Annotated in this window: 17 protein-coding genes and 2 pseudogenes; 9 read left to right on the top strand and 10 right to left on the bottom strand. The window is 75.1% G+C overall.

The window, feature by feature from the left end:
• Positions 1-1,313: pseudogene (locus tag KMS84_RS31840) on the top strand (hypothetical protein); the annotation flags it as partial.
• Here KMS84_RS31840 and KMS84_RS31835 read toward each other — a convergent pair.
• From KMS84_RS31835 to KMS84_RS31820, 4 genes are all read right to left on the bottom strand, one after another.
• The gene (locus KMS84_RS31835; protein ID WP_167467653.1) at positions 1,262-1,420 is read right to left on the bottom strand and encodes a DUF6760 family protein; all 159 of its coding nucleotides are present in this window, start codon (positions 1,418-1,420) and stop codon (positions 1,262-1,264) included. The pseudogene KMS84_RS31840 and the gene KMS84_RS31835 sit on opposite strands and share 52 nt — an antisense overlap.
• Positions 1,417-1,911: a hypothetical protein gene (locus KMS84_RS31830; protein WP_256919951.1), complete on the bottom strand. Its 495-nt coding sequence runs from the start codon at positions 1,909-1,911 to the stop codon at positions 1,417-1,419. Before KMS84_RS31830 ends, KMS84_RS31835 begins: the two co-directional genes overlap by 4 nt.
• A complete protein-coding gene (locus tag KMS84_RS31825; RefSeq protein ID WP_069774061.1) occupies positions 1,911-2,354 on the bottom strand; it encodes a phage tail protein in 444 nt (147 codons plus the stop codon). The genes KMS84_RS31830 and KMS84_RS31825 overlap by 1 nt, the downstream gene beginning before the upstream one ends.
• Positions 2,355-2,422: 68 nt before the next feature.
• Positions 2,423-4,015 carry a phage tail sheath family protein gene (locus tag KMS84_RS31820; RefSeq protein WP_256919950.1) on the bottom strand — a complete coding sequence of 531 codons (1,593 nt, stop codon included), beginning with the start codon at positions 4,013-4,015 and terminating at the stop codon, positions 2,423-2,425.
• 384 nt (positions 4,016-4,399) lie between these two features.
• On the opposite strand from KMS84_RS31820, the gene KMS84_RS31815 reads away from it, so the two are divergent.
• On the top strand, positions 4,400-5,809 hold the full coding sequence (locus tag KMS84_RS31815; protein ID WP_256919949.1) for a hydrolase: 1,410 nt from the start codon (positions 4,400-4,402) through the stop codon (positions 5,807-5,809).
• 161 nt (positions 5,810-5,970) lie between these two features.
• Positions 5,971-7,359 carry a ricin-type beta-trefoil lectin domain protein gene (locus tag KMS84_RS31810; protein WP_256919948.1) on the top strand — a complete coding sequence of 463 codons (1,389 nt, stop codon included), beginning with the start codon at positions 5,971-5,973 and terminating at the stop codon, positions 7,357-7,359.
• A gap of 79 nt (positions 7,360-7,438) precedes the next feature.
• On the opposite strand, the gene KMS84_RS31805 is transcribed toward KMS84_RS31810, so the two are convergent.
• The 3 genes from KMS84_RS31805 to KMS84_RS31795 all read right to left on the bottom strand — a co-directional run bounded on the left by KMS84_RS31805 (position 7,439) and on the right by KMS84_RS31795 (position 11,093).
• Positions 7,439-9,406, bottom strand: a complete 1,968-nt coding sequence (locus tag KMS84_RS31805; protein WP_256919953.1) for an ATP-binding protein — start codon at positions 9,404-9,406, stop codon at positions 7,439-7,441.
• Positions 9,407-9,612: 206 nt separating this feature from the next.
• On the bottom strand, positions 9,613-10,287 hold the full coding sequence (locus KMS84_RS31800) for a Pvc16 family protein (RefSeq protein ID WP_256919947.1): 675 nt from the start codon (positions 10,285-10,287) through the stop codon (positions 9,613-9,615).
• A 146-nt stretch (positions 10,288-10,433) separates the two neighbouring features.
• On the bottom strand, positions 10,434-11,093 hold the full coding sequence (locus tag KMS84_RS31795; protein WP_285894217.1) for a helix-turn-helix transcriptional regulator: 660 nt from the start codon (positions 11,091-11,093) through the stop codon (positions 10,434-10,436).
• Positions 11,094-11,402: 309 nt separating this feature from the next.
• Between KMS84_RS31795 and KMS84_RS31790 the strand changes: the two genes are divergently transcribed.
• The 3 genes from KMS84_RS31790 (at position 11,403) to KMS84_RS31780 (ending at position 15,346) form a co-directional block, all read left to right on the top strand.
• Positions 11,403-14,489 (top strand): ATP-binding protein, encoded by a 3,087-nt coding sequence (locus KMS84_RS31790; RefSeq protein WP_256919946.1) that lies wholly within the window; start codon positions 11,403-11,405, stop codon positions 14,487-14,489.
• 152 nt (positions 14,490-14,641) lie between these two features.
• Complete coding sequence (locus tag KMS84_RS31785) at positions 14,642-14,995, top strand: hypothetical protein (RefSeq protein WP_256919945.1); 354 nt, start codon at positions 14,642-14,644, stop codon at positions 14,993-14,995.
• A gap of 138 nt (positions 14,996-15,133) precedes the next feature.
• Positions 15,134-15,346, top strand: coding sequence for a DUF4287 domain-containing protein (locus KMS84_RS31780; protein WP_256919944.1), 213 nt, complete (start codon positions 15,134-15,136; stop codon positions 15,344-15,346).
• A gap of 134 nt (positions 15,347-15,480) precedes the next feature.
• Here the strand turns inward: KMS84_RS31780 and KMS84_RS31775 are convergent, their stop codons facing one another.
• Both KMS84_RS31775 and KMS84_RS31770 read right to left on the bottom strand, forming a co-directional pair.
• A complete protein-coding gene (locus KMS84_RS31775) occupies positions 15,481-17,037 on the bottom strand; it encodes a DEAD/DEAH box helicase (protein ID WP_256919942.1) in 1,557 nt (518 codons plus the stop codon).
• Between the two features lie 101 nt (positions 17,038-17,138).
• Positions 17,139-17,342 (bottom strand): cold-shock protein, encoded by a 204-nt coding sequence (locus KMS84_RS31770; RefSeq protein ID WP_057577999.1) that lies wholly within the window; start codon positions 17,340-17,342, stop codon positions 17,139-17,141.
• A 307-nt stretch (positions 17,343-17,649) separates the two neighbouring features.
• On the opposite strand from KMS84_RS31770, the gene KMS84_RS31765 reads away from it, so the two are divergent.
• Both KMS84_RS31765 and KMS84_RS31760 read left to right on the top strand, forming a co-directional pair.
• A complete protein-coding gene (locus tag KMS84_RS31765) occupies positions 17,650-17,970 on the top strand; it encodes an SCO0607 family lipoprotein (protein ID WP_256919941.1) in 321 nt (106 codons plus the stop codon).
• Between the two features lie 87 nt (positions 17,971-18,057).
• Positions 18,058-18,420: a DUF952 domain-containing protein gene (locus KMS84_RS31760; RefSeq protein ID WP_256919940.1), complete on the top strand. Its 363-nt coding sequence runs from the start codon at positions 18,058-18,060 to the stop codon at positions 18,418-18,420.
• A gap of 154 nt (positions 18,421-18,574) precedes the next feature.
• Here KMS84_RS31760 and KMS84_RS31755 read toward each other — a convergent pair whose 3' ends face one another.
• Positions 18,575-19,030, bottom strand: a complete 456-nt coding sequence (locus KMS84_RS31755; protein WP_256919939.1) for a tellurite resistance TerB family protein — start codon at positions 19,028-19,030, stop codon at positions 18,575-18,577.
• A 137-nt stretch (positions 19,031-19,167) separates the two neighbouring features.
• Between KMS84_RS31755 and KMS84_RS31750 the strand changes: the two are divergent.
• A pseudogene (locus KMS84_RS31750) lies at positions 19,168-19,604 on the top strand (hypothetical protein); the annotation flags it as partial.

The following is a 19,604-nucleotide window of genomic DNA, read 5'->3' as shown; positions in this document are numbered from 1 at the left end:
CCGTCGCGCTCCAGCGGGCGGTGGCGGACGGGGGCGTGGCGGCCGGGACGCCGTCCGCCGTAGGGGAGACGGGGAGCGCGGGCTCGGCGCTGTCCCGCACGGCCGGGTGCGCGGACGCGGGCGCCGGCGGGGGCGGGAACGAGGGCGAGGCCGTGGCGGAAGGCGAAGGTGTGGCGGAAGGCGAAGGCGTCGAGGGGGACGAGGGTGTGGAAGGGCGCGGGGTCGCGGGCGTCGCCGCCCGCTGGATCGCCGTCACCGGAGCACCGGCCGCCGTCGCCGCGGGCGTGGCGCCCGCGACGGTGTCCGCTCGCGGCCCGGGCGCCGGTTCCTCGGCGGTCGCCCGACCTGCGCCGTCGGCGCCCGCGTCCCGGCCCTGGGGCCGTGCGCCGCCCGGCGCGGCGGACGGCGTGGCGGAGGCCGGCCTGGCGGGCAGCGTCCGTCGCTGGACCGGCGAGGACGACGACCTCGTCAACGGGGCCGGCCTGCTCGCCGGGACCGGAGCGGTCGGGGACACGCGGATGCCCCGCGCCGGGGAGGCGGGAGCGGGCCGGGACGTCTGCGCCGGGCGTGCGGCGACCACCGGGACGTCGGCGGGGGCGGCCCTCGACGCGGACGGGCGCGCGGACGCGCTGGACGCGGCGGGGCCCTGCGCGCCCGACGTCCCGGAACGGTCCCCGGCCGGTGCCGAGGCCCGGGCCGGGGCACGAGTCGCAGCCGGGGCCCCGGCCGGTGCGGAAGCCGGCGGCAGCGCCGCAGCCGGGGACGGCGTGGGCAGGGGAGCGGGCGTCGGCGTCTGCGACGCCGGGAGTGCGCGTTGCAGCGGCGTCGCCCTGGGCGGTGCGGGCGCGCGTTCGGGCTCCGCCTCCGCGGCCCGTGGAGCCGCCCGCAGACTGCTCATCAGGCCGCCGGGCGCCGCGTCCAGCACCGCGTGGGGGCGGACGTCCAGGAAGGAGGGGTTCTGCCAGGTGGCCAGCCGGCCGCCGAACCCGGCGTCGGCGACGCCCGATCGGCCCGCGGCCGCCGCCCGCTGGATGGGCGGGAGCGAGGGCCAGGCGGCCGAAACGACACGCCCAGCCGCACCGCCGTCCCCGGCCGGACCGGCGCCCGGGCCGTGGGGCGCCGACGCCGGCGCATCCGAGGCCCCGCCGTGGAGCGCGTCGTCACCGCGGACCGTGCCGCCCGTGGCCCCGCGACCGTCAGGCTGTCCGCCTCCGCCGCGCCCCCCGCGTCCACCGCGCAGTCGTTCCAGGAACCCCATGACTCAGCCCTCCGCCCCGCCCCGGGTCACCAGGGACGCGATCTGGTCGGCGTAACGGCGCCGGTCGTGGTGTTCCAGGTCCAGGATGTCGTCCTGGCTCCAGTGGAAGTGGTAGGCGACGTACGCGATCTCCTCGTGCAGCCGGTCGGTCGCGTACGTCACGATTCCCCCAGGCGGCTCCCGCCGAGTTCCACCTCGAAGGGCTCCGAGCAGTGGGGGCAGCGCACCGAGGCGCGGGTGTGCCCCTCGGCGTTGACCTGGCGGTAGAAGTCCTGGAGGAACGCCAGGTCGGAGGCGAACATGTTCTCCACGATCCCGTCGTGGACGAGCGGCAGCGTGCCGAGGCGGGTGATGACCCGGCCGAGCAGGACCACCGACAGGTACGCCGGGTTCTCCTGGACGCGGATGTCGCGCAGCGGGACCAGTTCGTCCCGCGCCGTCGCCAGCCGCATCACGCCGTCGCGGTGGACCGTTCCCGCCTCGTCGACGTAACCGCGCGGCAGTTCGAAGGGGAACTCCGTCTGCAACCGGTACGCCGCCGGGGCGGGGGCCGCGGCGGGGACCGCGGCCGGTGCGGACTCGGGCACGGCGGCGGCCGGGAGCGCCTCCTGCGGCTCCCCGCCCGCCGCCGCCCGGACAGCCGTGCGCCGCATTACTCGATGACCAGTTCTTCGAACGTGATCGTCACGGTCTCGGTCAGCGCGGACGCCTCGCCCGCCTTGACGGTGCTGGTGTCGATCTTGCTGCACCAGGCGTTGCGCATGTTGTACCGCTTGACCGGGTTGTTCATGTAGTCCATCACCATGATCGTGGCGTTCTTGCGGGCGGTGCCCATCACGCCGTTGATCGACTCGGTGATCCACTGGTTGAACGCGGCGGACTGGGTCATGCCGCGCACGACCGTGCAGGTGCCGGCCTTCTTCACGCCCGGCAGCTTCTTGGTGACCGGCTTGCCCTGCGCCGAGACCTGCTGGTACTCGATGACGTCCTGCTCGATGCTGAGGCCGCTGACCTCGGCGAGGTACTCGACCATGACGCCGTCGATCTGGAGGCCGAAATTGTGCGAAGTGAGGGCGTCACCCGGCTGGAGACTCATCTGGCTTTCCTTCTACGGGAGTTGACTGCGGAGCGGTACGGGCGGAAGCGGCGGGGCGGCCCGGGCCGCTACTCCTCCAGCTCCCCGCTGCCGCTCTGGAACTGGGCCAGGCGGAAGATCACGAACTCGGCGGGCTTGACGGGCGCGATGCCGATCTCGCACACCACCCGGCCGAGGTCCACCGACTCCGGCGGGTTGGACTCCTCGTCGCACTTGACGTAGAACGCCTCCTCGGGGCGGGCGCCGAACAGCGCGCCCGCGCGCCACTCGTTCACCAGGAACGCCGAGACGTTGCGCCGGATCCGGGCCCACAGGGCGTGGTCGTTCGGCTCGAACACCACCCACTGGGTGCCGATCAGGATCGACTCCTCCAGGTAGTTGAAGTACCGGCGGACGTTGAGGTAGCGCCAGGCCGGGTCCGAGGAGAGGGTGCGGGCGCCCCAGATGCGGATGCCGCGGCCGGGGAAGGCGCGGATGCAGTTGACGCCGATCGGGTTGAGCAGGTCCTGCTCACCGCGCGTGATCTGGATCTCCAGGTCCACCGCGCCGCGCACGACCTCGTTGGCGGGGGCCTTGTGGACGCCGCGCTCGGAGTCGTTGCGGGCCCACACGCCGGCCACGTGACCGCTCGGCGGGATCAGCCGGGCCTGGCCCGCGGACGGGTCGAAGGACTTGATCCAGGGGTAGTACAGCGCCGCGTACTTCGAGTCGTAGCCGGCCGTCTCCTGGCGCCAGACGCGGATCTGACGCGCGTTGAGGCCGGGGGGCGGGTCGATGATCGCGACGCGGTCGCCCATCAGCTCGCAGTGCGCGATCAGGCCGAGCTGGACTGCCTTGACCGACTCCAGGTCGATCGCGCCGCGCTGGTAGGCGGCCATCAGGTCGGGGACCGCGACCATGGACACCTCGTCGACGGCCTCCAGGCCGCCGAAGCCGGTGCGGTCGGAGCTGTCGCCCAGGTACTGCGCGGGGCCGACGGGAGCGCTCTCCGCCGTCGGCACGGCGGGAGCGGCGGAGGGCGCGGCCGGCAGGGCGACCGTCTGGTTCTCGGGCCGGGCCAGCTGGGCGGCGGGCGCCGCCTCGGCCACGGTGATCAGCTTCGAGCGCTCCTTGACCTGCGTGACGACGTAGGAGCGGTTGCCCTTCTTGGCGCTGACGTCGAAGGTCTCGACGGGCTTCTCGCCGTCCTTGACGATCAGCTTGAAGCGCTCGGCGGGGCCCTCGCCCTCGGCGTCGGCGACCTCGACGCTGAGCGGGCCGCCGTTCTCGCCCGACGCCAGCGCCGTCACCGTGAAGGTGCCGAGCTGCTTCGGCTCGCCGGCCGGCAGCGCGGCGGGCGCGGCGCTCGAACCGGCCAGCGCGGACGGGGACTTGGCGTCGCCGGCGGCGCCCGCCGGGGAACCGCCCACGCGGACCACGTAGGCCGCCGAGCCGCCGTTGTTGAAGAACCCGTAGACGGAGTGCGCCAGGTAGTAGCCGTCGGTGAAGTCACCGAAAGCCGCCACGTACTGGGTCCAGTTGGTCACCAGGGTCGGCTCGTTGAGCGGGCCGGTCGGGGCGAGCCCGACGAAGGCCGCCACCGAGGTGCCCACCCCCTCGATCGGGCGGGAGCCGCTGGCCACCTCCTCGACGTATACGCCGGGCGACAGGTAGGACGGCATGCTGTGCTCTCCTCGGGGTACGCGTCAGGACGTCTTTCACCGTCACGCGCGAAGCGCGTAGTCCGAAACGGCCCCCGGTGCACACCCCGGGGCACTCCGCGTGCCCCCACGGGCAGCCGCGGCCGCTGTCGTCCCTGCGCGAACACGCCTGGATCCCTCCGCGAGCGCGGCGGCGGCCGTCCGTGAGCCCGGCCCCGCCCCGTCGCGGCCGTGAGCGCCCGCTCGTGAGCCCCGTCCGACGCGGCCCCCCTCGCCCTCGGCGGGCCGGACCGGGGGCTCGGTGGTCCCGGGGGGCACTTGTGGGCAGTCGGGCGGGGTCCGCAGGGCAGGGGGCCTGCCCTGCGGCCTCTGACGCGGGACGCGGCCGCCCCGTAGCGTCGGCGCGTGAGCCTGTGGACTTCCCTGGAACCCTCTTCCGTCACCGTCGACCCCGGCAGCCGGGCGACCGTGCGGCTGCGTGTGCGCAACACCGGCGACGTGGTCGACGAGTACCGCTTCGAGCCGGTCGGGGACGTGGCCCCGTGGACGACGGTGGAGCCGCAGACGCTGCGGTTGTACCCGGGCACGACCGGGACGGTGGAGCTGACGTTCGCCCCGCCGCGGACCCCGGACGCGACGGCCGGTCCCAACCCCTACGCCGTGCGGATCACGCCGACGGAGCATCCCGACGCGGTGACGGTGCCCGAGGGGAACCTGACGGTCACGCCGTTCACGGAGGTGCGGGCCGAACTGGTGCCGCCGACCGTGAAGGGGCGGTTCCGGGGACGGCCGCGGCTCGCCGTCGACAACCTCGGCAACACCAAGGTCACCGCCTCGCTGAGCGGCAGCGACACCGGGGACCGCCTCTCGTACGACCTCAAGCCGGGCAGCGTCCAGATCGAGCCCGGGCGCGCGGTGTTCGTCGACACGACGCTGCGCCCCCGCCGGATCATCTGGTTCGGTTCGAAGGAGGAGCAGCCCTACACGCTGAACGTGCAGCGGTCGGGGGCGGCGCCGCTGCCGGTGGACGGCACGTTCGTGCAGCGCGGGTTCCTGCCGCGCTGGCTGGCCACGGCGCTCAGCCTCACCGTGGCCCTGGCCATCGCGTTCGTCATGATCTGGCTGACGTACAAGCCGCAGGTGCGCAGCCTGGCGTCGGAGAAGGTCGCGCAGGCGGCCGTCAACACCCTGGCGCCCAGCCCCTCGGCCACCCCCAGCGCCCCGGCCCTCGTGCCCACCCCGACGGCCGCCGCGGTGCCCGAGGCCCCGGCGAGCAGCGCCGCGGCCGACGGCGGCGGAGGCGGGGGCGGAGGCGGCGGCGCGTCGAAGCCGCCCGCGAAGCCCAAGCAGGAGACCGCGGCCGTGGCGGTGAACAAGCTGGCGGCGCGCAGCGACGGGCGGCACATCTGCTACCGCGCCTACGTGGAGGACAAGGGCTGGCAGGACCCGGTCTGCGACGGCGCGATCGCGGGCACGACCGGCAAGGACCTGGCCGTCAAGGCCCTCAACATCGCGACGGCCCGCACGGGCGGCGTCACGGGCAACGCCGCGCACGTCGACGGGGGCTGGCTGACCGGGGACAAGTGGTCGAAGGCGTCCGACGGCGTCGACATGTACATGGGTTCCAGCAAGCCGGCGGTGTCCGTGATGGAGGGCTTCACCATCAAGACGATGGAGGGCTCCGTCTGCCAGAACCCGCACATCAAGGACCGGGGCTGGCTGGGCAACGGCTGCACCAAGCCGGGCGACTGGATCTACGGCGGCAGCCCGATGCAGGACCGGCTCCAGCTGGAGGCCGTCCGCTTCACGGTCTGAGCCGTGTCGGCGGTCCGGGCGGTGAGCGCCGTCCGGACCGTGTGCGCGGTGCGGACCGGCCCGCCGCGGTGTGCGGGGGCACGGCCGGCCGTCCCTTTCGGGCAGCGGTCGTGCCCGATGGCTTCCTGACCGGCCCCCGTCCGGCGTCGTAGCGTCGGCGGGTGACTCTGTGGACTTCTCTGGAACCGGCCGCGGCGACCGTGGATCCCGGCGGCTCCACGACCGTGCGGCTGCGTGTGCGCAACACCGGCGACGTGGTCGACGAGTACCGCTTCGAGCCGGTCGGGGACGTGGCCCCGTGGACGACGGTGGAGCCGCAGACGCTGCGGTTGTACCCGGGCACGACGGGGACGGTGGAGCTGACGTTCGCGCCGCCGCGGACCCCGGACGCGACGGCGGGCCCCCACCCGTACGCGGTGCGGATCACGCCGACGGAGCATCCGGACGCGGTGACGGTGCCGGAGGGGAACCTGACGGTCACGCCGTTCACGGAGGTGCGGGCCGAACTGGTGCCGCCGACCGTGAAGGGGCGGTTCCGGGGACGGCCGCGGCTCGCCGTCGACAACCTCGGCAACACCAAGGTCACGGCGTCCGTCACGGGCGGCGACATGGGCGACCACCTGGGATACGAGTTCCGGCCGGGCAGCGTCCAGATCGAGCCCGGGCGCGCGGTGTTCGTCGACACGACGCTGCGGCCCCGGCAGATCATCTGGTTCGGTTCGAAGGAGCAGCGGCCGTACACGCTGAACGTGCAGCGGTCGGGCGTGGCGCCGCTGCCGGTGGACGGCACGTTCGTGCAGCGCGGGTTCCTGCCGCGCTGGCTGGCCACGGCGCTCAGCCTCGGCCTGGCCCTCGGGATCGCGTTCGTCATGATCTGGCTGACGTACAAGCCGCAGGTGGGCAGCGGGGCCAGGGAGAAACTGGTGGAGGCCGGCAGCACCGCGCTGCCCGGCCCGGCCGTGTCCGCGCCGTCCGCGCCGAAGGCGGACGCCTCCGCCGCCCCGCTGCCCGAGCCGCCGGCCCCCTCCGCGCCCGCCCCGCAGGGCGACGGCGGCGCGGCCGCGTCGGGCGGCTCGTCGACGTCGGGCGGTGGCGGCACGAGCGGCGGCGGGGGCGGCTCCGGCGGTCCGAGCGCGCCCAAGCCGGCCGCCCCGGTGCCCGGCGCCCTCATCATCGGCAAGGCCTCCGGCCGGTGCGTCGACATCACCGACGCGCAGAACGGCAAGGGCAAGGACGGCACCCCGCTGCAACTGTGGGACTGCGCCGGGTCGGCGAACCAGAAATGGGTGTTCAAGAGCGACGGCACCGTGCGCGCGCTCGGCCTGTGCATGGACGTCGCCTGGGGGTCCAAGGACGACGGCGCGGTCATCCAGGTGGCCAACTGCTCCGGCAACCCGGCCCAGCAGTGGGTGCTCAGCGAGTACGGCGACCTCGTGAACCCGCAGGCGAACAAGTGCATCGACGCCAAGGACAACGGCACCGGCAACGGCACGAAGCTCCAGCTGTGGACCTGCTCGGGCACGCCCAACCAGAAGTGGCGCGCCCAGTAGCCACGGCGCCCGGTCCGCGCGGGGCCACCGCCCGGCGGTCCCGCACGAAGACCCCGGCTCGGCAACCCTTGCGCAAGGGCTACCAGTTGGCCTCGCCGGGCACCAGGCGGCCCGCCTTGCGGTACTCGCGGCGGGCCCCCTCCAGCAGGTCGTCCTCGCCGACGGGCTCGTCGCGTCCGGCGGCGAGATAGGCGGCGGTGACGACCGCGCTGCGGATCGAGCCGCCGGCCAGCTCGAAGTCCCCGGCCAGCGGCGACGGGTCGACGCCCGCGACGCACGGCACGTGGGCCAGCCCGTGCCGCCACAGCGCGAGCCGCTGGCCTGCGTCGGGGAACGGGAAGTCGACCACGAGGTCGAGGCGACGGGTGAACGCCTCGTCGATGTTGGCCCGCAGGTTGGTGGTGAGCAGCGCGATGCCGTCGAAGGACTCCAGCCGCTGCAACAGGTAGGCGCTCTCCATGTTGGCGTACTTGTCGTGCGCGTCCTTGACCTCCGAGCGCTTGCCGAAGACCGCGTCGGCCTCGTCGAAGAGCAGCACGGCGTCGGTGCGGTCGGCCTCGGTGAAGATGCGTTCCAGGTTCTTCTCGGTCTCGCCGACGTACTTGTCGACGACCGAGGACAGCTGGACGACGTAGAGGTCGAGTCCGAGCTCGGCCGCCACCACCTCGGCGGACAGTGTCTTGCCGGTGCCGGACTCGCCCGCGAACAGACCGAGCACGCCCCGGCCGCGGCCGCCTCCCGCGCTGAGCCGCCAGTCGCCGAGGACGCGGTCGCGGTGCCGGGCGCGCAGGGCCAGCTCGTGCAGCTGGGTCAACGGCCGTTCGGGCAGGACGAGGTCCGCCCAGCCGACGTCGGGCCGGATCCGGCGCGCGTGCTGTTCCAGCCCGGAGGCCGACTGCTGCCGGGCGGCCAGCCGCACGTGACCGGCGTCGAGCGGGCCGCCCTCGAACGCGGCCAGCGCGGCGGCGGCCCGCGCGGCGCGCGCGATCCGCTCGCCGCCGAGCCGGTAGGGGGCGACGGTGGCGGCGAGGTCGAGGCCGGGCGCGAGCACGGCGCCCGCCGCGTCGAGCGCCGCCGCCCAGGCCGCCGTCCCGGCCGCCCGGCGGCGGGGCGCCTCCAGCACGAGCGGGTCGCGGGCGGTCCAGTGCGGGTCGTAGGGGCGTGGATCGGTGAGCAGGACGGTGACGTCGGGCGCGTCCGCCAGCGCGCCGAGCAGGGCTTCCGGCCGGTCCGGCAGTCCGGACACGACGACCGCCAGGCCGCCGAGGCGCGCCTCGCGCAGCAGCTCGGGGACGCGGTCCTCGGGGCCGGTGAAACGCAGGGCGTCGACGTCCGCCGTGCGCAGCGCGGAGGCGATCGCGGCGAGGCCGTCGCCCTCGCGGTGTTCGCGCAGGTAGGCGGTGAACGGCCGGCCCGTGCGCAGCCGGTGCGCCAGCCGGCCGGCGAGGCCCTCGGCGTCGGGCAGCGGCGGGGGGAGGGGGTGCAGCCGGCCGTGCAGGGCGGCGTCCGGGGTGTCGTCGCCGAGCAGATGGGCGAGCAGTCGGTCGGGCACGCGCAACGAGCGGGACAGGAACGGCCGTTCGTTCTCCTCGACGTCCAGCAGTCCGTAGGCGCGCAGGGGCGCCGAGGCGTGGAACCGGGCCCGGGCGGGGGCCAGGTGCGAGGGCGCGCCGCACAGGTCGAGGGCCAGTCCCACGGTCGCGCGCCGTCGGCTCACGTCGTCGTTGAGGTAGCCGTAGAGCGGCTCGAAGGAGCGGTCGAGGTCGGGCGCGAGCGCGACGAGGAGGATCGCGGCGTCCAGGTCGCTCAGCCGGAGCCGGACGGCGAGGCCGCTCAGGGCGTCGTGGCCGGCGGGCGCGCCGGGGCCGTCCGGGGCGAGGGCGTCGGCGGGCGCGGCCGGTCCGCCCGCGAGGTGGTGGCGTACGGCCTCCTCGGACAGGTACAGGCCGCGCAGCGGGTCGGCCGCGGTGGGGTCGGCGCCGGCGCGGTCGTCGACCAGGGCGGCCACCCGGTCCCGCAGCAGCGCGAGCCGGGCGAGCAGCGCCAGGGTCGCGTCCGGCGCCCCGACGCTGTGGCGCGGGGCCCGGGAGCCGCCGGCGGGGGCCGGCGCGTCGTGCGGGGGGCGCGGGGCCTCGTGCGCGGTGGCCGGAGCGTCGTGCGGGTCGTGCGCGGTGGCAGGGGTGTCGTCCGGCGTGGGCGGGACGTGGGGGGCCACCGGGGCGTCGATGTCGGCCTGCTCCGGGTACGCCCCGCTCACCGCTGGTCCGGACGGCGGGACGCGGCCTCGCGGGCGGTGCGGGCGGCCGCCACCTGGTGGGGGCGGTGGGTGCGTTCGCCCGACTCCGGCGGGTCGCCGTCGATGCCGCGCAGGCGGACCGCGGCGCCCTCGGTGACCGGCGGCCCGGCGTCGTACTCGGGGTAGGCCGGGAACGGCGCGGTGACCACCAGGTCCAGGGACGGCTTGAGTTCGCCGCCCAGCGCGGACCAGATCTCGGCGAGGGAACGGGACTCGGTCTGGATGCCGGCCACCGTCACCGGCACGGCCAGGCCCAGCGCGCGCAGGGAGCCCGGGAGTTCGTCGGCGGCGATCAGCTCACGGGGCAGCAGGGTCGCCAACGCGGCGGACAGCAGCCGGTGTTCGTCCTGCGGGGTCCGCGTCCACGCGGTCACCAGGTACGACAGCCGGAACCAGCGCGGCGGTTGACGCCGCTTGACGACGATGTCCCGCTCGTCACGGATCGCCAGGTGACCGCGCTGCCGTCGGGAGACGTCCTCGCGGATGTCGTACAAGTAGGTGTTGATCACCGGGGCGTTGCGTCGGGCGGCCCAGTCACGGGTCGGCGCCTCGAACGACACGTCGATGCCGGAGCCGGCCAACGCGCCGCCCTCCAGCAGGCCTTTGAGGACCTCGTCCACCTCGTGGATCACCGTCGCGCTCCTCAACTGCCTTGCTCGTGTGCCCTGCCCGCCCCGCACCGATCGTGCCCCGGACCGCCCGGGTTCCGAGAGGCGCGCCGGGGTCGGCGGCCGGGCAGGGCGGCTGCCCGCGTGTCCGCCTTCGATTGCCCGTTCGGTCAGATGTAGCCTTCCCGGAGGGCATATGCCACAGCGTGCGCCCGGTTGCGCAGATGCAACCGCGTCGTGAGTCCGTGCATGACGTTCTTGACGGTTCGTTCGGAGTAGGACAGCTTGCTGGCGATCTCTCCGGTGTCCAGGCCCTCGGCGACCAGCCGCAGGACGTCCACCTCCCGGGGCGCGAGTCCCAGGGAGGGGGCGCCGGGCCGGCCCGCCGCACCGCGGTGCAGCGTGCCCACCTGGCTGATGAGCCGGCCGAGCAGGTCGGCGGGCAGGTCGCCGTCGCCGCGCTGCGCGGCCACCACCGCCTGCACCAGCCGGTGGGCGGTGGCCTCCCGGCGCCACACGATGGCCCCGACCCCGCACTCGATGACGTCCAGCAGCTCGGTCTCGCGGATCGTGCCCACGACGAGCACCGCGCGGGCCCCCTCGCTGCGCACGACCCGCCGCAGCCGGGCGAGCGCCGCCTCGTCCAGGGTGTCCTCGACGAGCAGCGCCACCGTGCCGGCGGCGGCCGAGAGCTCCTCGCGGATCTCGACCTCCGGCCGGCTCCGCAACTGGCTGACGGCGCCCTCGCGGGAGATCGGGTCGGACGCCTGGACGGCCACGGGAATCCGCCGCCGGGCGCCGGTCTCTGGTGTCCGGGGTGAGCTGAGCAACCGTTTCCCCCAAGTTCACGGATCCGCGGGCCGGCGGGGACCGGTGGCGGGTGGGCATGGTCCAGACTTCTTCGCAACCCCTCGCCCGGGCAATCGTGGAGCACCACGAGGCCGACCACGAGAGCAAGCCCCCGAGCACCACGGTCCGATGGTGTCTTCGCAGGTCAGCGGCGTGATTCCGGGTGTCGTGGGGGGTTTCGTGAGCCTCGCCACAACGACCCCGGGGACCCGGCCCGAACCGCACGCCCTCTTCCCGTGCAAATCCGACGTATCCGATGTACCCGACGCACCCGACCGCAGGAGGCAGGCATGACCGCACCGTTGCGGGAACGCGACGACGCCCACGCACTGCTCGCCGCGGAGGTCGAGCGGACCCGTGCCGGCGCCGGTCGGCTCGTGCTGCTGCGCGGGGCCACCGGCACCGGCCGGTCCGCCGCGCTGGAGGAGGCCACCGCGCACGCGAACCGGGCAGGCCTGCGCGTCCTGCGCGCCCGCTGCTCCCCCGAGGACACCGCGCTGCCGTTCTCCTCGGTCCTGCATCTCCTCGGCCCGGTACCGGAGTTCGCCGACGTCGCCCCCGGCGGCGAGGACCGCGGGAGCGCGGCACGGCTGTGGCGGCTGCTGCGCTCGTACGCGGACCGCGGGCCGCTCATGATGGCCGTGGACGACGTCCACCTCGCCGACGAGGCCTCGCGCCGCTGGTTCGTGGAGGCGGCCCGCCGCATCGAACGATTACCGGTCCTGCTGGTGGCCACCGAGCGCAGTCAGTACGACATCGCGCCGCGCCCCGCCGGCCTCGCCCACGCCCTCTCACCGTCCCTGGTTCGCACCCACGCGCTGGCCCCGCTCACCGACGAGGCCTCGGCCGGCCTGGTCCGGGCGGCCTTCCCGACCGCCCCCGACCGGTGGACGGCGGACTGCGTGCGGGCCGGTGCGGGCATTCCCCTGCTCCTGCACGCCCTCCTCGACGACCTCGACGGCGCCCCGCCGCCGACCGCCGTGCCGACGACGTGCGCCGCGCTGTACCCGGGGTCCTATCCGGCGGCCGTCTCCTGGTGGCTGGACAGCGCGGGACCGGCCACGGCCGAGGTGGCGCGCACCCTCGCGGCGGTGGAACAGGCGGAACAGGCGGAGCAGGCGGAACGGGTGACACGTGCGGCCCGGGCCGACCGTGCCGCACGGGCGTCCTGGGCCTGGACGCCGGACGGCCCGGGGCGCGCGGCCCGTCCGGCACGGGCGGCGACCGCCGCGCACCTCGCCCCCGCCCTGTACTCCGCATCCACCGCCCACGCCGACCGCGCCGACCGCTGCACCGGAGAGGGCGGGTGCGCCGCACCCGTCGTCGTGCCCGGCCTGCCGGGCGCCGCACCCGGTGAACGACCCCCCGACCACCTCACGGAACACCCCACCGCACAGCGCGCCGAGGACACCGCGCACGCCACGTACGCCGCCGACGGCGTGAGCGCCGTCCCGACGGCCCCGGGGAACGCCCTCGCGGCCCTCGTCGCCGAAGCCTGCGGCGCGGACCCCGCCCGCGTCACCGGCTGGTTCACCGCGATGACGCGGCTCGGAGTGCTGCGCACCGACGCGTCCGGCCGCCCCCGGTACGCGCATGCCCTCCTGCGCGACGCCGTGCTCGGCGGCTGGTCCACCGCCCGGCGTCAGGAGGCGCACCGCGCGGTCGCCCAGGCGATGCTGCGCCGCGGCGACCATGTCGACGCGGTGGCCCGGCAGTTGCTCGGCAGTGCGCCGGCCGGCCTGCCCTGGGCGCTGCGCGTGCTGCGCGACGCCGGGGCCGTCGCCGCCCGCGAGGCCCGCCCCGACGACGCCGTCCGCTATCTGCGCCGGGCGCTGCGGGAGCCGCTGCCCGACGACCTGCGCCAGCGTCTGCTCACGGAACTCGGGTCGCTGGAGTACGCGAGCGCCGACGCCCCGGCCGGCATCCCGCGGCTGTCCGAGGCGCTGGACCTGCCCGCCGACCCGCGCGACCAGGTCCGCACGGCGATCGCCCTGGGCACCGCCCTCGCCGGGCGCGGGGAGGTCCGCACGGCGGTCGCGGCGCTGCGCCGGCTGGAGTCGCGGCTGGCGGACGGGCACGCCGACCTGGCCCACACGTTGCAGACCGCGTCCGCCCTGCTGTCCGACCAGGACCAGACGGTCCGCGGCGAGGCCTACCGCTGGGTCACCGAGACCGCGCGACGCTCCCCGGAGCTCGTCGGCGCCTCCGGCCGGGCCCTGCTCGTGCGGTACGCGGCCACCGCCGGGGACATCACGGCCCGGGAGGCGATGCGACGCCTGCGCTCCCTGCTCACCGAGCCCGCCGACCCCCTGGCCGAGCCGTTCCTGCTGGGCACGGCCGCGGCGGTGGCCCAGTGGGCCGACGAACTCGACGAGGCGGACCGGCTCGTGGAACGCGGCCTGGCCGGACAGCACCCCTCCCTGCTGCACCCGATGGCCCAGGCCCTGCTGGACACCAGGTGGGACACGGCGGCGGCACGCGGCGCGTACGACGTCCTGCTCGCGACGCACTGCGCGGCCCGGGCCCGGCACGTCGGCGCGGGCCCGGCCAACGCGGACGCGCACGTCCTGCTGGCCCTGGTGGAGACGGGCCGGATGCGGGAGGCGCGCCGCCTGGCGGACGCCTTCGACCTCCGTGACACCCCCGACTCCTGGGAGCTGAACCGCTTCCTGTACGCGCGGGGCGTGCTGCGGTTCACCGAGGGGGACGTCCCCGGCGCGCTGCACGACTTCCTGGAGTGCGGTCGCCGCCAGTCCGCCCGCGCCGTCCTCAGCCCCGTCGTCACACCGTGGCGGACGGCGGCCGCGGAGTGCCGGCTGGCGCTCGGCAACGCCCAGGACGCGCTGACCCTGGCGACGGAGGAACTGCGGCTGGCCCGCGCGTGGGGCACCCCGCGCACCCTGGGCCGGGCGTTGCGCGTGCTGGGCCGGGCGACCCGCGGCCGGCGGGGCCTGGAGCTGGGCGCGGAGGCGGTGGCCGTGCTGCGCGACTCCCCGGCCGAGGCGGAGCTGGTGGCCTCGCTGCTCGCCCACGGCCGCCAGCTGACCGACGCGGGAGACCGGGGCAGGGGCCGCGAGCATCTGCGCGAGGGCGCCGAGCGCGCCGAACGGCTGGGCAACGTCCGGCTCCTGACCTACGCAGAGCAGGCCCTGCGCACCGCGGGCGCCCGCCGCACCTCCCCGGCGCACACCGGCTCGGCGGCCCTCACCGGTAGCGAACGCCGGATCGCCGAACTCGCGGCGGAGGGCCGCACCAACACGGAGATAGCGCATGCGCTGCATCTGGCGCGCCGGACCGTGGAGACCCATCTGACCAGCACCTACAAGAAGTTGGGGATCCGCCGCCGGGGCGAACTGCGCGAGGCGCTGAAGCGGTGAGCACCGGGGGACGGGCAGGGAGCGGCGGGAAGCGCGGCGGGGGACCGGCAGGGTGAAGCGGCGGCCGCGGGCGGGTGAGCGGTGACAGGGCCGTGACCGGGGCAGTGGCCCGCGTCACAGCCCGTGGGGCGGCGGACTGGTGGGATGACCTGATGCGCACCACGCTCACCGCCCTGCGCGGCGTCCTGCCCGCGCTCGCGGTGCACCTGCTGATCGGTCTCCCGACGGCCGTCGCCGTGCTGTGCGCGCGCTGGTACCTGGCCCACGGCCACTGCGACACGGGCGACCTGCGCCGCTTTGACCTCGACCTGTGCACGTACGACCAGATCGAGAACAGCGGCTTCGTCCTGGCCGCGCTCGTGGTGTCCACGGCGTTCGTCGTCCTGCTGCTCGTCCTCTTCGACGGCCTCGGGCCGCGGCGCGCCGGCCGCCCGTGCGGACCCCGGCTCCTGACCCTCCCGGCGATCCTGCTGCCCTACGCGCTCTACACCGCGCTCGGCGGCTGACGCCCCGGCGGGCCGTCCCACCTCATGTGGCGCGCGTCACGCCGCCGGACCGATCACTGACGGGCTCCGCACGGGTCGTCAAGGGGACGGACGACGGACAAGGGCCGGCACGGGCCCGGGTGAAGGGACAGGAACGAGATGAGCGCACCGGTGAAGGGCCCCGCGAGCTACTTCCCGTCGATCGAGAGGAAGTACGGCCGCCCGATCGAGGCATGGAAGGCACTGATCCGCTCCTCGCCGCTCACCCGGCACATGGAGCTCGTCGCCTGGCTGAAGGCCGAGCACGGTCTGGGCCACGGCCACGCCAACGCCCTCGTGGCGCACACCCTGGCGGAGGCCGCCGGCCGCTGAGCGGGGCCGCGCACCGGGAACGGGCAGACGCGCGGCAGCCGCCCCGACGCGGAACGCCCGACGCACGGCGGCCGAAAGCCGCCGCCCGCGTCGGGCGCTGTCACAGGCCGGGCGTCGCCGCCGGGCGGGTCGCCTCAGCGGCCGCCGGCGCCGCTGCCGCCCGCGGCCGGGCGCCGACGGCCCTGAGCGGGGCGGGCGCGCCGGGGGCGGGGTGCGGAGCCGTTGTGCTCGCCGCCGCCGTTGCCCCGCGTGCCGCCGCCGTTGCCGCCGGTCCGCGCGCCGCCGTCGCGGCCGGAGCCGGAGCCCTTGCGCGCCCCGCCGCTGCGCGCGGGACGGCTCTCGACGGGGACCGGGGGAGCCAGGACGACGGGCACGCCCGAGGGGGCCTGCGCGCCGGTGATGCGGCTCAGCTCGACGCCGCCCGAACGGACCCGGGTGGTCTGCGGGGTGATGCCGGCGTCGGCCATCAGCCGCGTCATCTCCCGGCGCTGGTGCGGCAGGACCAGCGTGACGACGGTGCCGGACTCGCCCGCGCGCGCCGTGCGGCCGCCGCGGTGCAGGTAGTCCTTGTGGTCGCCCGGCGGGTCGACGTTGACGACGAGGTCGAGGTTGTCGACGTGGATGCCGCGCGCGGCGACGTTGGTCGCCACCAGCACGCTGACGTGACCGTCCTTGAACTGCGCGAGGGTCCGGTTGCGCTGGGACTGCGACTTGCCGCCGTGCAGGGAGGCCGCGCGCACGCCGACCGCCAGCAGCTTCTTGGCGAGGCGGTCCGCCGCGTGCTTGGTGTCCAGGAACATGATCACGCGCCCGTCGCGGGCGGCGATCTCCGTCGTCGTGGCGTGCTTGTCCTCGTCCTCCACGTGCAGCAGGTGGTGCTCCATCGTGGTGACGGCGCCCGCCGACGGGTCGACCGAGTGGACGACCGGGTCGCTCAGGTAGGTGCGCACCAGGCGGTCGACGTTGCGGTCCAGGGTGGCCGAGAACAGCAGGCGCTGGCCGTCGGGGCGCACCTGGTCGAGCAGCTGCGTCACCTGGGGCATGAAGCCCATGTCGGCCATCTGGTCGGCCTCGTCCAGGACGGTGACGGCGACCCGGTCGAGCCGGCAGTCGTCCCGGTCGATGAGGTCCTTGAGCCGCCCGGGCGTGGCCACGACGACCTCGGCCCCGCCGCGCAGGGCGCTCGCCTGCCGGCCGATCGACAGGCCGCCGACCACGGTGGCGATCCGCAGCCGCAGCGAGCGGGCGTAGGGGGTGAGGGCGTCGGTGACCTGCTGGGCCAGCTCCCGGGTGGGGACGAGGACCAGGGCCAGCGGCTGACGGGGCTCGGCCCGCTGCCCGGCGGTACGGGCCAGCAGGGCCAGTCCGAAGGCGAGGGTCTTGCCGGAGCCCGTCCGGCCGCGGCCCAGGACGTCCCGGCCGGCCAGCGAGTTCGGCAGCGTGGCGGCCTGGATGGGGAACGGCGTGGTCACGCCCTCGGCGCCGAGGGCGGTCAGCAGCTGCTCGGGCATGTCGAGTTCGCTGAACGACTCGACGGCCGGCAGCCCCGGAGTGAGGGTGACGGGCACGGCGAACTCGCCACCGGACGCGGCGGGACTGCTCCCGCGTCCGTTCCGCCCGGCCTTGGCCGAACGGGACGGGGCGCTCTGGCGCCGGTCCGTACGGGAGCGGACGGAGCTGTTGCGGTTCATCCGTGACCTTCCTCGAAAGGGCGACACACCATGAACCGGGGCCCGCACTCGAGAGTGCGGGCCCCGGCCGTGTCGTCCGCTTGAAACAGACGTCAGACGATTCAGGCGGGGAGGATGTTCTCCGCCTGCGGGCCCTTCTGGCCCTGCGTCACGTCGAAGGTAACCTTCTGGCCTTCCTGAAGCTCACGGAAGCCGGACGTGGCGATGTTCGAGTAGTGGGCGAAGACGTCCGGGCCGCCACCCTCCTGCTCGATGAAGCCGAAGCCCTTTTCCGAGTTGAACCACTTCACGGTGCCAGATGCCATGCTGTATCTCCTTTGGGGCAATGCCCGGAGTCCACACCTTGCGGACCCGGCGTCGCAGGATCAGGAAAGCCCCAAAAACAAAAAGAGTGCCCGTCGACGTATGGTCGAAGAGCACTCAAAAGCCTCTGGTAACCGAAACTGCCACTTTTATCACGGTAGCACACGTCGGCCGGAAGGGCTCGTGTGACGTGAGGCATGTCTCCTCGCGGGTTCCGGTTGAGTACGCGTACTCAGGAGGATCGGCCCGCGGTTGGGCAGGCTTGAGGACCCGAGCAGTCCAGCCGTCCGGCCGAGCAGAGGAGCCGTCATGCGCGTGACCAGGAGCAGAACGGGCGCGCTGCGCGCCGCGACGGCGGTGGCCGCCGCCGTGCTCGCGGCCGTGCCCGCCCTGGGCGGCTGCTCCCTTCGGATCGAGGAGGCCGTCTGCGGCGGCGGTTCCTATCCGGTGCTCGCGGTGAACAGCGGCGGCGGCGACTGCGTGCCCGACGACGAGGAACCGGCGGCGGGCTGGGCCCGCTATCCGAAGGGCAAGGAGCCCGAGAAGGTCGGCGACGAGTGGGACGTCTACTGGAGCACCCGCACGCTCGACGAGAAGGGCCGGATCATCGAACTCCCCGAGGGTGAATAGGGCGAACAGGGCGCGGCGGGGCGGCTGTTCCGGGCCGGGCGCCCGCAGTGCGCCGGTATGCCGCCGCGTCCGTTGTATAAACGGATCATGATTTATCACGTCGTACCGCTCGACGACTGGAGCGCCGACCCCGGCCGCCCGTATGCGCCGGCCTCTCTCGCGCGGGACGGGTTCGTGCACTGCTCGCCCGACGAGGAGACCACGCTCGCGGTCGTCGACGCCTTCTACCGCACGGCCCCGCGGCCGCTGCTGGCGCTGGTCGTCGACGAGGCGCGGCTCACCGCGCGGTGCGCGTGGGAGGCGGCCGCCCCGGCGCCGCCGCCCGGCGTCGGGTCCGAGACCCTCTTCCCCCACGTGTTCGGCCCGCTCGACCGGGAGGCCGTCGTCCGCGTCCTGGAGGTCCGCTGGGACGAGCACGACCGCCCGGCCGGCCTGACGGCCGCAGGCTGACAGCGGCCGTCAGGCCGCATCCGGTCCACCGCATCCTGTCCACCGCACCCGGCCGACCGCCGGGGCGGACCGGAGCCCGTCCCGGCGACGGACCGGGGGACGGTGGCCGGTGGACGCGACCGTCGGGCGTCGAAGCGCGCGCCGGCGCGGACCGTCAGAGGTCGAACTCGTGCGGCGGCAGGTCGAGCGTGAAGCACGCCTCGCGGACCACGGCCTGCTCGGTCTTGTCGAAGTCGCCGTCGGCGCCGCCGATCACGATGCCGATCTGGATCACGGCACGCGCCTCGGCCGGCTTCTTCTTCGCCTTGGCGACCTCCTGGAGCACGCTCACCTTGCCGAAGTCGAAATCGGCGGTCAGCTTGTTCAGGTTGTCGTCGAAACGCCGCTGGAGGTCCGTGGCGTCGAAGTTCTGCAACACCTCGTTGGTGGCGATCAGCTGGGCCACGCGACGGCGCTCGGCGGGGTCGACGGTGCCGTCCGCCGCGGCGACGAGAGCGCACATCGCCATGCTCGCGTCGCGGAAGGCGCCGCTCTTGAGGTCGTTCTTCTTCGCCATGAGCTGGGTCTGCATCGTGGACGCGGACTCCTTGAAGCGGTCCCACAGGGCCATGAGAACTCCATACGGTCGGTTCGGTTCGGTAGCCGCACCACCAGGTGCGCAATATCTACAGCAACGTAGAAACTACCGGCCGACCCGATAAGTTCCGGCGGGTTCGCGGGACATGGCCGAGCCCGCGGGGGCGGGGCATGCGGGCTCGGCGACGGCGGGCTCAGCTCAGGCAGAGCAGGCCCAGCAGGCAGACCTCCGACGGGGAGGTCGCCGCCGGAGCGGGGTTCGCGGCGGAGGAGGTCCCCGAGCCGGAGGCCGTGCCCGAGCCGCCGGCCGGGGCCGAGGACGAGTCCGACGACGGGTTCGACGCGCCCGTGCCGCCGTCGGACTCGGACCCGGTGGAACCGGACGTCCCGGACGACGTCGACGACTGCTGTCCGGCCGAGCCGCCGGGCGCGGTGACCGCGGCGCCGTGGCGGGAGCCCGCGCCCTGCCCCGGCACGGACTGCCTCGCCGTGCGGGTCGCGGAGCCGGAGGCCGCGGTGTCCGGCCGGGCGGCCGAGGGCGTGGGCCGCTCGCCGCCGAGCTCGGTCGCCGGCGACTGCGACGCGGCGGCGGAGGGGGTGGGCCGGTG

It is taken from the genome of Streptomyces hilarionis (assembly GCF_024539675.1).
Lineage (GTDB): Bacteria > Actinomycetota > Actinomycetes > Streptomycetales > Streptomycetaceae > Streptomyces > Streptomyces hilarionis.
This window is presented reverse-complemented; position numbering and strand designations above follow the sequence as displayed.